Raw genomic sequence first — 13,219 nt, forward strand, 5'->3', positions numbered from 1 at the left:
AAGACAAACGTGGCTACCGTCCCTGATGTGTACAGGACATGAACCTTCCGGGGTGACGGCGCACCCCGGCGCCCAGCGCCCCTCCGCACCCACCCGCGTACGACCGTCCCCCTTCCGGAGGAACACCGTGCACAGGAAACGCCTCAGACTTCGCAAGACCCTCGCGCTCTTCACCGGCACCCTGCTGGCCGGCGCAAGCCTCACCCTCGTCGCCCCCGCCGCCAACGCCGCCGACCCGGAGGCCGTCCGCGCGGCGCAGGAGCAGGCGGACAAGGCTGCCGCCGGTAAGTCCACCGGCAAGGCCGCCGCGGCCGAGGACTTCCAGCAAGTGACCCTCGCCAAGGGCGGTGAGGAGACGGGCGAGCCGATGACACTCGCCGTCCTGCCCGACCGCTCCGTCCTGCACACCTCCCGCGACGGCACGCTCCGCCTCACGGACGCCGCGGGCAACACCAAGATCGCGGGCAAGATACCCGTCTACTCGCACGACGAAGAGGGCCTCCAGGGCGTTGGCCTCGACCCGAAGTTCAGCGAGAACCGCGCGATCTTCCTCTACTACGCGCCCCCGCTCGACACCCCGGCGGGCGACGCCCCGGAGAACGGCACGGCCGAGGACTTCAAGAAGTTCGACGGCGTCAACCGCCTCTCGCGCTTCGTCCTGAAGGCCGACGGCACCCTCGACAACGCCAGCGAGAAGAAGGTCCTCGACGTCCCCGCCAGCCGCGGCACCTGCTGCCACGTGGGCGGCGACATCGACTTCGACAAGGACGGCAACCTCTACCTCTCGACCGGCGACGACTCCAACCCCTTCGCATCGGACGGCTTCACGCCCATCGACGAGCGGGCGAGCCGCAACCCCGCCTTCGACGCGCGGCGCAGCGCGGGCAACACCAACGACCTGCGCGGCAAGATCATCCGTGTCAAGGTCGCCGACGACGGTTCGTACACCGTCCCGGACGGCAACCTCTTCGCGCCGGGCACCGAGAAGACCCGCCCCGAGATCTACGCGATGGGCTTCCGCAACCCCTTCCGCATGAGCGTCGACAAGCCGACCGGCACCGTGTACGTCGGTGACTACGGACCCGACGCCGGAGCAGCCGACCCCAAGCGCGGCCCGGCCGGACAGGTCGAGTTCGCCCGCGTGACCAAGGCGGGCAACTTCGGCTGGCCGTTCTGCACCGGCAAGAACGACGCTTACGTCGACTACGACTTCGAGACCAAGACCTCCGGCGCCGCCTTCGACTGCGCAGCGCCGAAGAACGAGTCGCCGCACAACACCGGCCTGACCGACCTGCCGCCCGCGCAGGAGGCCTGGATCCCCTACGATGGCGGCTCCGTGCCCGAGTTCGGCTCCGGCTCCGAGTCCCCGATGGGCGGCCCCGTCTACCGCTACGACGCGGCCAACACCTCCCCGGTGAAGTTCCCGGAGGCCTACGACGGCGACTTCTTCGCCGGCGAGTTCGGACGGCGCTGGATCAAGCGCATCGAGCAGAGCGCCGACGGCACGGTCCAGTCCATCAACCCGTTCCCGTGGACGGGCACGCAGGTGATGGACATGGAGTTCGGCCCCGACGGCGCGCTGTACGTCCTGGACTACGGCACGGCCTGGTTCGGCGGCGACGAGAACTCCGGTCTCTACCGCATCGAGAACGCGACGGACGGCCACTCCCCGGTCGTCGACGCGAGCGCGTCCGTCACCAGCGGCCAGGCCCCGCTCAGGACCAAGTTCAGCGCGAAGGCCACGGACGCGGAGGGCGGCACGCTGACCTACGCGTGGGACTTCGGCGACGGCGGCAAGTCGACCCAGCAGAACCCCTCGTACACGTACAAGAAGAACGGCGTCTACACCGCGACCGTGACCGTCAAGGACTCCACCGGGCGCACCGGTTCGGCCAGCGCGCACATCACCGTCGGCAACACCGCGCCCAAGGTGACCCTGGAACTCCCCGGTGACGGCCAGCTGTTCACCTTCGGCGACAAGGTGCCCTTCAAGGTGAAGGTGACCGACAAGGAAGACGGCCCGATCGACTGCACGAAGGTCAAGGTCACGCACATCCTCGGCCACGACAGCCACGGCCACCCGGTCACGTCGGCCAACGGCTGCGAGGGCACCATCCAGACGTCGGCGGACGGCGAGCACGACCCGAACGCCAACATCTTCGGAGTCTTCGACGCCGAGTACACCGACAAGGGTGCCAACGGCCAGCCCGCGCTGACCACCCACGACCAGAACGTCGTCCAGCCCAAGCACCGCCAGGGCGAGCACTTCGACGACTCCAAGGGCGTGTCCGTGGCCGAGCACACCCCGGCACACGGCGGCAAGACGGTCGGCGACATCAACAACGGCGACTGGGTCTCCTTCAAGCCCTACATCCTCGGCAACGCCACCAAGCTGACCGCGCGCGTCGCGTCGGCCGGCGCGGGCGGCACCATCGAGGTCCGCAGCGGATCGGCCACCGGCAAGGTCCTGGGCAGGGCCACGGTCAAGCCGACCGGCGGATGGGAGACGTACGCGGACGTGAGCACCGCCATCTCCAAGGCGCCCAAGACGACCACCACGCTCTTCCTGGTCTTCAAGGGCAAGGGCACCGGCGCGCTGTTCGACGTCGACGACTTCACCTTCACCACGAGCTGAGAAAGGGGCCACCCCACCATGCGGGCATCCGCACGCATCACCCTTGCCACCGCCACGGCCGCCCTGCTCATCGGCTGTGTGTCGGGTCCGGCGGTCTCCAGGCCGGATCCCTCGGGATCGAAGCCTTCCGGTTCGGCGGCGGGCGAGAAAGTCCTGGTCTTCTCCAAGACCGCGGGCTTCCGCCACGACTCCATCCCCGAGGGCATCGCGGCCATCAAGGAGCTCGGCGCGGCGAACGGCTTCACCGTCGACGCCACCGAGGACGCCAAGGCCTTCACGGCCAAGAACCTCGCGAAGTACGACGCCGTCATCTGGCTCTCCACGACCGGCGACGTCCTCGACGGCAAGCAGCAGAGCGCCTTCGAGGGCTACATCAAGAAGGGCGGCGGGTACGTGGGCGTGCACGCCGCCGCCGACACCGAGTACGACTGGCCCTTCTACGGCGAACTCGCGGGCGCGTACTTCCAGTCGCACCCCGCGATCCAGCCCGCGAAGGTGCGGGTCGAGGACCACGGGCACCCGTCCACGGCGCATCTGCCGGGGATCTGGGACCGGACCGACGAGTGGTACAACTACCGCTCCAACCCCCGGGACCGCGCCCACGTCCTCGCCTCGCTCGACGAGTCGTCCTACACGGGCGGCTCGATGTCCGGCGACCATCCCATCGCCTGGTGCCAGGACTACAAGGGCGGCCGCTCCTTCTACACGGGCAGCGGTCACACCAAGGAGTCGTTCGCCGATCCCGCCTACCGCACGCACCTGCTCGGCGGGATCCGCTGGGCGACGGGCGCGTCGCAGGCCGACTGCCGCCCGGAGAAGGGCTACACGCCGATCTTCGACGGCACGGCAAAGTCGCTCGAAGCCTGGAAGCAGGCGGGCCCCGGCTCCTTCTGCCTGAACGAGAAGGACGGGACGCTGACGACGGTCGGCGGCATGGGCATGCTCTGGTACGACGGGGCGAAGGAGCTCGGCTCCTACTCCCTCAAGCTGGACTGGCGCATGGACGGCGACGACAACTCCGGGATCTTCGTGGGCTTCCCGCCCTCCGACGACCCCTGGTCGGCCGTGAACAACGGCTATGAGATCCAGATCGACGCCACCGACGTCCCGGAGAAGACCACCGGGTCCGTCTACGGCTTCAAGTCCGCCGACCTGGCCAAGCGCGACAAGGCGCTGAACCCGCCGGGGGAGTGGAACACGTACGAACTCCGTGTCGAGGGCGAACGCCTTCGGATCTATCTCAACGGAGTGAAGATCAACGACTTCACCAACACGGATCCGGCGAGGAGCCTGAAGGACGGTCACATCGGCATCCAGAACCACGGTGCCGATGACCAGGTCTCCTTCCGCGACATCCGGGTGAAGGACCTGCCGGCCCGCGCCGCCACCGGCGGGGGCCGCTAGACGGCGGCGGGCGGAGGACGCCGGACCTCCGCCCGCCGTCTTGACCCTGTCCGCTCATCCCTGTCCGCCGTTTTGTCTTCGTCCGCCGTCTTATCTCCCCCGTCTTATCTCCCCGCGCGATCGCCGCGTGTACGACAGGAGGCAGCCGTGCCCATCTCTCCTTCTACTGGTTCTTCCGATGCTTCGGGTGGCGGTCTCACGGGGGTGTGGCTGATCGGGGCGCGCGGTTCGGTCGCCACGACGGCTGTCGCGGGGTGCGCGGCCGTGACGGCCGGGCTTCATCCGCCGACGGGCATGGTCACGGAGACACCGCCGTTCGCGGACTGCGGTCTGCCAACGTTGTCGTCGCTCGTCTTCGGCGGCCACGACACGGTGGAGTGCCCGCTGCCCAAGCGGGCCGAGGAACTGGCCGCCGGGGGTGTCCTCCCGCACGGCGTCCCCTCCGCCGTGAGCGCGGAACTGGCCGCGGCGGACGCGGAGATCCGTCCGGGCGGGCCGCGCCGCGGAGAGTCCGACGACAGGACGGACGAGGAGCTGATCGAGTCCTTCGCCGCCGACCTCCGCGATTTCGTACGCCGCCGGGGGCTCGCCCGCGTCGTGGTGGTGAACGTGGCTTCGACGGAACCGGTGCCGGTGGAGGGCGAGGCGCGGCTGCCCGCCAGCTCGCTCTACGCGGCGGCGGCGCTGCGGGCCGGCTGCCCGTACGTGAACTTCACCCCGTCGGCGGGCCTGCACCACCCGGCACTCGCCGCTCCGGCCGCCTCGGCGGGGCTGCCCTACGCGGGCCGGGACGGCAAGACCGGCCAGACGCTTCTGCGCTCGGTCCTCGGCCCGATGTTCGCCCAGCGTGCGCTCGCCGTGCGGGCCTGGTCCGGCACGAATCTCCTGGGCGGCGGTGACGGTGCGGCCCTCGCCGACCCGGCCGCGGCCGCGGCGAAGAACGCGGGCAAGGAGCGGGTCCTCGCGGACACGCTGGGCTCCGCCCCTCAGGGCGAGGTCCACATCGACGACGTCCCGTCGCTCGGCGACTGGAAGACCGCCTGGGACCACATCGCGTTCGACGGTTTCCTCGGCGCGCGGATGGTCCTCCAGACGACCTGGCAGGGCTGCGACTCCGCCCTGGCGGCACCTCTGATCCTGGACCTGGCACGCCTGGCGGCCCGTGCCCACGAGGTGGGCCTGTCCGGACCCTTGGGCGAACTCGGCTTCTACTTCAAGGACCCGGACGACGGCTCTTCGTCGGCTCTGGCCGAGCAGTACGAGGCGCTGGTGGGCTTTGCCGCGCGGCTGCGGGGGGTGTCGGCTTGAGGGGCGCGGGGGTGGGTGGTGCTGGTGCGGGCGTAGGTGCTGGTGGCGGTGGCGGTGGGGGGCTGCGGCTGGGTACCGGCCGTGACTGGGCCGAACTGCTGCGTGTCTCCGCCCTGTTCACCGTCCCGGGCGACGCACTCGCCGGCGCGGCGGCAACGGGGCTGCATCCCAATCGCCGCACCCTCCTGGCCGTCGCCGCATCGCTCTCCCTCTACGAGGCGGGCATGGCCCTCAACGACTGGGCGGACCAAGAAGAGGACGCGGTCGAACGCCCGCACCGCCCGTTGCCGTCCGGCCGCATCTCCCCGCCGGTCGCGCTGGGCGCGGCAGCGGCTCTGACGGCAGGAGGCCTGGCCCTGGCCGCCGCCGCGGGCCGCCCGGCCCTGACGGTGGCGAGCGGCTTGGCGGCAACGGTCTGGGCGTACGACCTGGGCCTGAAGCACACTCCGGCAGGACCGGTGGCCATGGCGGCGGCCCGCTCCCTCGACCTGCTTCTGGGGGCGGCGGCGACGTCCGCGGGGGTATCGACGGCGGGGGCAGCAAGGTTGGTGACGCGACGGGATCCGGCGGCGGGCCCCGTCAGCACCGCTGGCCACGGCCTCCGCGCGGCGGTACCCACCGCCCTCGTCCTGGGCGCCCACACCCTCGCGGTGACCGCGGTCTCGCGCCGCGAGGCACAGGGCGGCTCCACGGTGGCCCCTCTGTGCGCGTTGGCCGCGACAGCAGCGCTGACGCAATTGCTGGCGCGGGGCGGCGGCGAGTCTTGGGGCGGCGGTGGTCGCGGCGGGCGCGGTGGCCGCCGGACAGGCAAGGGCGTCGGCACCGGTAACGCCGTACACGACCACGCCGGTCCAGGCACCGCAACCGGCACCGGCGGCTTCCGCGGCGCCGGGCCCTTTCAACTCCCGGCAGATCGCCGGACTGCAGCCGCCAGTGGTCTGCCGGGCTCCACCTCGGGGGGCCCGACGCCGACGCCAGATGGCCCGGCGGGCTTTACGCCGGGCTCGACGTCCGGCTCCGCGCCGGTCTCCGCAACCGGCTCCGGCGGCTTCTCCGGCGCCGGGCCGTCTCAACTCCCGGCAGATCGCCGGACTGCAGCCGCCAGTGGTCTGCCGGGCTCCACCTCGGGGCAGCCGACGCCGACGTCAGATGGCCCGGCGGGCTTCACGTCGGGCTCCGCGACCGGCGTAACGGCGGGCGTGGCGGCAGTCCTCACGCCGGGCCGGTTCCGGCACGCGGGCGGTACGCCGGGCGCCGCCCTGAAGTGGACCGGCAGCACCCGGCGGATCGGCGTTCGCGGTGCCGTCCAGGCCGCGCTCGCCGCCACCTACGCCGTCACCGCAGCCCGCCCCTTCTTCCACGCAGCCCTCAACCCGTCCCCCCAGCTGACCCAACGGGCCGTGGGCGGCGGTATCCGGGCGATGATCCCGCTCCAGGCGGCCCTCTCCGCCCGCACGGGCGCCCTGGGTCCCGCACTCCTGACGGCCGCTCTGGCCCCGGCGGCCCGCAAGTTCGGCCGGAAGGTGAGCGTCACATGACGGGCACGAACAACCGGGCAACCGGCCCCTTCCGCTTCGGTTACGGCACCAACGGGCTGACCGACCTACGTCTCGACGACGCCCTCGGCCTCCTCGCCGACCTCGGCTACGCGGGCGTCGGCCTCACCCTCGACCACATGCACCTCGACCCGCTCGCCCCCGACCTCGCCGCCCGCACCCGCGACGTGGCCCGCCGCCTGGAACGGCTCGGTCTGACGGCGACGATCGAGACCGGCGCCCGCTACGTCCTCGACCCCCGCCGCAAACACGGCCCCTCTCTCCTGGACCCCGACCCGGACGCGCGCGCCGCCCGCGTCCGTCTGCTGATCCGTGCCGTCCAGGTCGCCGCCGACCTGGACGCCCACGCCGTGCACTGCTTCAGCGGCATCACCCCCGCGGGCACCCCGGAGGACACCGCCTGGCAGCGGCTCACCGAGGCCATCGGTCCCGTACTGGACGCCGCGTCCGGCGCCGGCGTGCCGCTGGCCATCGAACCCGAACCCGGCCACCTCCTCTCCACCCTCGCCGACTTCCACCGCCTCCGGCACGAACTGGGCGACCCCGAGGCCCTGGGCCTCACCCTCGACATCGGCCACTGCCAGTGCCTCGAACCGCAGTCGCCCGCCGACTGCGTACGCGCCGCCGCGCCCTGGCTGCGGCACGTCCAGATCGAGGACATGCGCCGCGGCGTCCACGAACACCTCCCTTTCGGAGACGGCGAGATCGACTTCCCGCCCGTACTCGAAGCCCTGGCCTCCACCGGCTACCAAGGCCTCACCGTCGTCGAACTGCCCCGCCACTCCCACGCGGGCCCCCAACTCGCCTCCCAATCGATCGAGTTCCTGCAAAAGACGGCGATCGAGGCGGTCTCCGCCCCTTCCCGCACCACCCCGGCCAGAGGAGGAACCCCGTGACCGACGCCCCCGTCATCGACGACCTCCGCACCCGCCTGGACGCCGACCTGCCCGGCGCCGCCCGCGCCTGGCTGGACCAGGCCACCGCCGAGGCCGCCGCCCACCGCGGCCGGCCGGCGCAGAGCACCACCCCCACCTGGGAGCTGCGCTTCGCCGAGGCCGGGCGACGCTGCGGCCAGGACCACGCCGACGCCGCGCGCGTACTGCTCCTGCAGGCGGCCGACGCGGACCCGGCCACCCTCACCCGCGTCTACGGACAGGGCACCGCGGCCGAACGCCGCGCCGTCCTGCACGCCCTGCCCCATCTGGTCCGGGGCCCGGAGACACTGCCCCTGGTCGAGGACGCCCTGCGGACGAACGACACCCGGCTCGTCGCCGCCGCCGTCGGACCGTACGCGGCCCGGCACCTCGCCCCGCACGACTGGCGCCACGCGGTCCTCAAGTGCCTGTTCACCGGCGTCTCCCTGGACGCCGTCGCCGACCTCGACCGCCGGGCCCACGCCGACGCCGAGCTCGCCCGCATGCTCGGCGACTACGCCGGCGAACGCACCGCCGCCGGTCGCGCCGTCCCCGACGATCTGCACCGCGTCCTGGCCCTGGCCTCCGCTACGGCCCCCTCGGCCGCAGCGGCGTCCCCGGCCCCCGCGACCCCTTCCACCGGCGAGGAACAGGAGTCCTGATGCGCATCTTCGACCCCCACATCCACATGACGTCCCGCACCACCGACGACTACGAGGCCATGTACGCCGCAGGCGTCCGCGCCGTCGTCGAGCCCGCGTTCTGGCTGGGCCAGCCCCGCACCTCACCCGCCTCCTTCTTCGACTACTTCGACTCCCTCCTGGGCTGGGAGCCCTTCCGCGCGGCGCAGTACGGCATAGCCCACCACTGCACCATCGCCCTCAACCCCAAAGAGGCGAACGACCCCCGCTGCACCCCGGTCCTTGACGAACTGCCCCGGTATCTGGTCAAGGACAACGTCGTCGCCGTCGGCGAGATCGGCTACGACTCCATGACCCCCGCCGAGGACGCCGCACTCACCGCCCAGCTCCAGCTCGCCGCCGATCACGAGCTGCCCGCGATGGTCCACACCCCGCACCGCGACAAACTCGCAGGCCTGCGCCGCACCATCGACGTCGTCCGGGAATCCGCACTGCCCCTGGAGCGGGTCCTCATCGACCATCTCAACGAGACCACGGTCAAGGAGGCCAAGGACAGCGGCTGCTGGCTCGGTTTCTCCGTCTATCCCGACACCAAGATGGACGAGGACCGGATGGTCGCCATCCTGCGCGACCACGGGCCCGAGCGGGTCCTGGTGAACTCGGCCGCCGACTGGGGCAAGAGCGACCCGCTCAAGACCCGCAAGGTCGCCGACGCCATGCTCGCCTCCGGATTCAGCGAGGACGACGTCGACCTGGTCCTGTGGCGCAACCCGGTCGCCTTCTACGGACTCAGCGGCCGCCTCGCCCTTGACGTCACGGACACCGGGGCCACCCACGAGGGCAACTCCATCCTCCGCGGCGGGGCGTGAGCCATGCGCTTCCGGCACCCCGACGGCAGCGTCGTCCACCTCGCGTACTGCACCAACGTCCACCCTGCCGAAACTCTCGACGGCGTTCTCGCGCAACTCCGCGACCACTGCGAACCCGTACGCAAACGGCTCGGCAGGGACCGCCTGGGCATCGGCCTGTGGCTCGCCAAGGACGCCGCCCACGCCCTGGTCACCGACCCCGCCGCACTGCGCGGCCTGCGCACCGAACTCGACCGGCGCGGCCTGGAGGTCGTCACCCTCAACGGCTTCCCGTACGAGGGCTTCGGCGCCGAAGAGGTCAAGTACCGCGTCTACAAGCCGGACTGGACCGACCCCGAGCGCCTCTCCCACACGACGGACCTGGCCCGCCTCCTTGCCGCACTGCTCCCGGACGACGTCACGGAAGGCACCATCTCCACCCTTCCGCTCGCCTGGCGCACCCCCTTCGACACCACCCGGGCCGAGGCCGCCCGCGCGGCCCTCACCGCGCTCGCCCAACGTCTGGACGCGCTCGCGGAGCTGACCGGCAAGTCGATCCGCATCGGCCTGGAACCGGAACCCGGCTGCACCGTGGAAACCACGGGCGACGCGATCGCCCCGCTCACCGCGATCGGCCACGACCGCATCGGCGTCTGTGTCGACACCTGCCACCTCGCCACCTCCTTCGAGGACCCGCAGTCCGCACTCGACGCGCTCGCCGCCGCGGGCATCCCCGTCGTCAAATCCCAGCTCTCCGCCGCCCTGCACGCCGAACACCCCCATCTCCCCGGAGTCCGCGAGGCCCTCGCCGCCTTCGACGAACCCCGCTTCCTGCACCAGACCCGCACCCGCACCGCCGCCGGACTGCACGGCACCGACGACCTCGGCGAATCCCTCGCCGGCGACGTCCTGCCCGAGAGCGCACCCTGGCGCGCCCACTTCCACGTCCCCCTGCACGCGGCTCCCGCGCCGCCGCTGACCTCCACGCTTCCCGTACTCAAGGACACCCTCGCCCAGCTGGTCGGCGGCCCAGAACCCCGCACCCGCCACCTCGAGGTCGAGACCTACACCTGGCAGGCGCTGCCGCCCGAACTGCGCCCCCGCTCCCGCCCCCAGCTCGCCGACGGCATCGCCGCCGAGCTCACCCTCGCCCGCGATCTCCTGACGGACCTCGGCCTGAAGGAACTGCCATGAGCCCCACACCCCTCCTCGTCCTGGACGTCGTCGGCCTCACCCCCCGTCTCCTCGACCACATGCCGCACCTCAAGTCCCTCGGCCAGTCCGGCTCCCGGGCCCCGCTCGGCACGGTCCTGCCCGCCGTCACCTGCGCCGCCCAGTCCACCTTCCTCACCGGCACCACCCCCGCCGAGCACGGCATCGTCGGCAACGGCTGGTACTTCCGTGAGCTCGGCGACGTACTCCTGTGGCGCCAGCACAACGGCCTCGTCTCCGGCGACAAGCTCTGGGACGCCGCCCGCAGGGCGCACCCCGGCTACACCGTCGCCAACATCTGCTGGTGGTACGCCATGGGCGCCGACACCGACATCACCATCACCCCCCGCCCCGTGTACTACGCCGACGGCCGCAAAGAACCCGACTGCTACACCCGGCCCCCGGCCCTGCACGACGAACTCACCGAGAAATTCGGCACGTTCCCCCTGTTCCACTTCTGGGGCCCCGGCGCCGACATCGTCTCCAGTCGCTGGATCGTGGACGCCACCCGCCACATCATCGACACCCGCCACCCCGACCTGGCCCTGTGCTACCTCCCGCACCTCGACTACGACCTGCAGCGCTTCGGCCCCGACGACCCGCGCTCCCACCGGGCCGCCGCCGAACTCGACGCGACCATCGCTCCCCTCCTGGACGACGCGAAGGCCGAGGGCCGCACCGTCGTCGCCCTGTCCGAGTACGGCATCACCCGCGTGGACCGGCCCGTGGACATCAACCGCGCCCTGCGCCGCGCCGGACTGCTCGAAGTGCACACGCAGGACGGCATGGAGTACCTCGACACGATGACGTCGCGCGCCTTCGCCGTCGCGGACCACCAGATCGCCCACATCTACGTGCGCAGGCCCGAGGACCTGGAGGTCACCCGCCAGGCCCTGGCCGACCTGCCCGGCATCGAGCAACTCCTGGACGACGAGGGCAAGAAGGCCAACCACCTGGACCACCCGCGCTCCGGCGAACTCGTCGCCGTCGCGGAGCCGGACGCCTGGTTCACGTACTACTACTGGCTCGACGACGCCCGCGCGCCCGACTTCGCGCAGCTCGTCGAGATCCACCGCAAACCCGGCTACGACCCCGTCGAGCTCTTCATGGACCCGCTCGACCCGTACGTGAAGGTCAAGGCGGCGAAGGCGCTGGCCCGCAAGAAGCTCGGCATGCGCTACCGCATGGCGGTCGTGCCCCTGGACGCGTCACCTATTCGCGGCAGCCACGGCCGCCTTCCCACGAGCGACGACGACGGTCCGCTCATCATCAGCTCCACCCCCCATGCGTTTTCCGACCGGATCGCGGCCACCGCCGTGAAATCTCTCCTCCTGGACCTGGCCGGCCTGGGCTGAGGCGCACCTCGCCCCGGACCCCTCCGATCAGGAGCAGTTACCAAGAGTGAAACACGCGTCACTGACAACGGGCCAGTGGCGTCCGCCCGCACGTCGAAGAGCCAAGAGAGGCACCCGTGACCGACTTCCACGAGACTCCCGCCGCCGACGAGGCCCTCAGGCAGCGTCTCGGCATCAACCGCCGCAGATTCCTCAGCACCTGCACCGCCGTCGGCGCGGGCGCGGTCGCCGCGCCCGTGTTCGGCGCGGCGCCGTCCTTCGCCCAGCCGCAGACACACGGGCACGGACATGGCCACGGTCACGGCAGCGAGCTGGTGCCGGCGAAGAAGCGCGGCATCATCCTCTACACGGTGCGTGACGCGACCGGCCGCGACCCGCTCGCCTCCACCCTGCCCTCCGGTTTCCGCGAGGTGTTCAAGGAGCTGGCCCGCTACGGCTACAAGCAGGTCGAGTTCGCGGGCTACGGCCAGCACGCCAACGCTCCCGGCGGCGCCAACCTGGAGTCCGTCGCGGGCGCCAAGCTGCTGCGCTCCTGGCTCGACGAGTACGGCCTGCGCGCCCAGGGCAACCACGGCTTCATACCGGGGTCGTGGCCGCTCACGCAGCCCGACCTCGACACGTTCAAGAAGCACCTGGAGATCGCCAACATCCTCGGCATGGATCACATGGGTACGGGCGGTGACCCCACCAACAGCTCGTTCAAGGCCGACTGGGATGTCGCCGCCGACAAGTGGAACGCCTTGGGCAGCATCGCGCGCAAGGCCGGCATCAAGCTCTACACCCACAACCACGACGCGGCGTACGGCTTCCTGCTCGACGGCGGTCCGCTCGACGCGCAGGGCCGCCCCACCCGCAGCTCCGGCATCCGCAGGCTGGAGTACTTCCTCAAGGTCACCGACCCGAGGACGGTCTGGCTGGAGATGGACATCTTCTGGGCGCACGTCGCGCAGTACAAGTTCCACACGTACACCGCGCACGACGGCTCCCAGCGCGAGAAGGTCTTCGACCCGGCAGGGCTCGTCAGCCGCAACAACAAGCGCTTCCCGCTGTTCCACGCGAAGGACGGCACCCGCAACGACACCAGCGGCGAGGGCTACGACATGGGGGCCTTCGGTGAGGGTGTCATCGACTACCGCACGTTCTTCAGCCGTGTGGGCGAGAAGAACTACCACAACCCCATGGTCGAGCAGGACAACGCGCCCAGCGGCACCGACCTCGGTCAGTCCCTGAAGCTCGCGAAGATCGGATACAACAACCTGGCCGCCCTCCGCAAGAAGCGCTGACCCGGCAGTGACCAGGCTTTCCTGAGCACCCGCACAATCAGCTCTCGCCGCGCGGTTTCCGCG

10 protein-coding genes are annotated in these 13,219 nt (G+C 71.3%); all 10 read left to right on the forward strand.

The annotated features are described in order from the left end of the window. Nucleotides 1-127: 127 nt before the first annotated feature. On the forward strand, nucleotides 128-2,635 hold the full coding sequence (locus ACWFR3_RS28570) for a PQQ-dependent sugar dehydrogenase (protein WP_453737518.1): 2,508 nt from the start codon (nucleotides 128-130) through the stop codon (nucleotides 2,633-2,635). 18 nt (nucleotides 2,636-2,653) lie between these two features. Then, nucleotides 2,654-4,039 carry a ThuA domain-containing protein gene (locus tag ACWFR3_RS28575; protein WP_453737519.1) on the forward strand — a complete coding sequence of 462 codons (1,386 nt, stop codon included), beginning with the start codon at nucleotides 2,654-2,656 and terminating at the stop codon, nucleotides 4,037-4,039. Nucleotides 4,040-4,186: 147 nt separating this feature from the next. Further along, entirely contained in the window at nucleotides 4,187-5,347 is a 1,161-nt protein-coding gene (locus tag ACWFR3_RS28580; protein ID WP_453737520.1) for an inositol-3-phosphate synthase, read from the forward strand. 11 nt (nucleotides 5,348-5,358) lie between these two features. Beyond that, a complete protein-coding gene (locus ACWFR3_RS28585) occupies nucleotides 5,359-6,885 on the forward strand; it encodes an SCO3242 family prenyltransferase (protein WP_453737521.1) in 1,527 nt (508 codons plus the stop codon). Continuing rightward, on the forward strand, nucleotides 6,882-7,799 hold the full coding sequence (locus ACWFR3_RS28590) for a sugar phosphate isomerase/epimerase family protein (RefSeq protein WP_453737522.1): 918 nt from the start codon (nucleotides 6,882-6,884) through the stop codon (nucleotides 7,797-7,799). Before ACWFR3_RS28585 ends, ACWFR3_RS28590 begins: the two co-directional genes overlap by 4 nt. Beyond that, entirely contained in the window at nucleotides 7,796-8,479 is a 684-nt protein-coding gene (locus ACWFR3_RS28595; RefSeq protein ID WP_453737523.1) for an EboA domain-containing protein, read from the forward strand. Before ACWFR3_RS28590 ends, ACWFR3_RS28595 begins: the two co-directional genes overlap by 4 nt. Beyond that, nucleotides 8,479-9,327, forward strand: coding sequence for a TatD family hydrolase (locus ACWFR3_RS28600; RefSeq protein WP_453737524.1), 849 nt, complete (start codon nucleotides 8,479-8,481; stop codon nucleotides 9,325-9,327). Before ACWFR3_RS28595 ends, ACWFR3_RS28600 begins: the two co-directional genes overlap by 1 nt. 3 nt (nucleotides 9,328-9,330) lie before the next feature. Beyond that, nucleotides 9,331-10,500 carry a metabolite traffic protein EboE gene (gene eboE, locus ACWFR3_RS28605; protein ID WP_453737525.1) on the forward strand — a complete coding sequence of 390 codons (1,170 nt, stop codon included), beginning with the start codon at nucleotides 9,331-9,333 and terminating at the stop codon, nucleotides 10,498-10,500. After that, nucleotides 10,497-11,873: an alkaline phosphatase family protein gene (locus tag ACWFR3_RS28610; RefSeq protein ID WP_453737526.1), complete on the forward strand. Its 1,377-nt coding sequence runs from the start codon at nucleotides 10,497-10,499 to the stop codon at nucleotides 11,871-11,873. The genes eboE and ACWFR3_RS28610 overlap by 4 nt, the downstream gene beginning before the upstream one ends. Before the next feature lie 116 nt (nucleotides 11,874-11,989). Next, nucleotides 11,990-13,156, forward strand: a complete 1,167-nt coding sequence (locus ACWFR3_RS28615; RefSeq protein WP_453737527.1) for a sugar phosphate isomerase/epimerase family protein — start codon at nucleotides 11,990-11,992, stop codon at nucleotides 13,154-13,156. The last annotated feature ends 63 nt before the right edge of the window (nucleotides 13,157-13,219 follow it).

The organism is Streptomyces sp. NPDC055189 (assembly GCF_053606765.1).

What these genes read in the sequence shown, in the direction of transcription:
- ACWFR3_RS28575 (WP_453737519.1), top strand. Translation starts at nt 2,654, where the DNA reads ATGCGGGCATCCGCACGCATCACCCTTGCCACCGCCACGGCCGCCCTG.
- ACWFR3_RS28590 (WP_453737522.1), top strand. Translation starts at nt 6,882, where the DNA reads ATGACGGGCACGAACAACCGGGCAACCGGCCCCTTCCGCTTCGGTTAC.
- ACWFR3_RS28600 (WP_453737524.1), top strand. Translation starts at nt 8,479, where the DNA reads ATGCGCATCTTCGACCCCCACATCCACATGACGTCCCGCACCACCGAC.
- eboE (WP_453737525.1), top strand. Translation starts at nt 9,331, where the DNA reads ATGCGCTTCCGGCACCCCGACGGCAGCGTCGTCCACCTCGCGTACTGC.
- ACWFR3_RS28610 (WP_453737526.1), top strand. Translation starts at nt 10,497, where the DNA reads ATGAGCCCCACACCCCTCCTCGTCCTGGACGTCGTCGGCCTCACCCCC.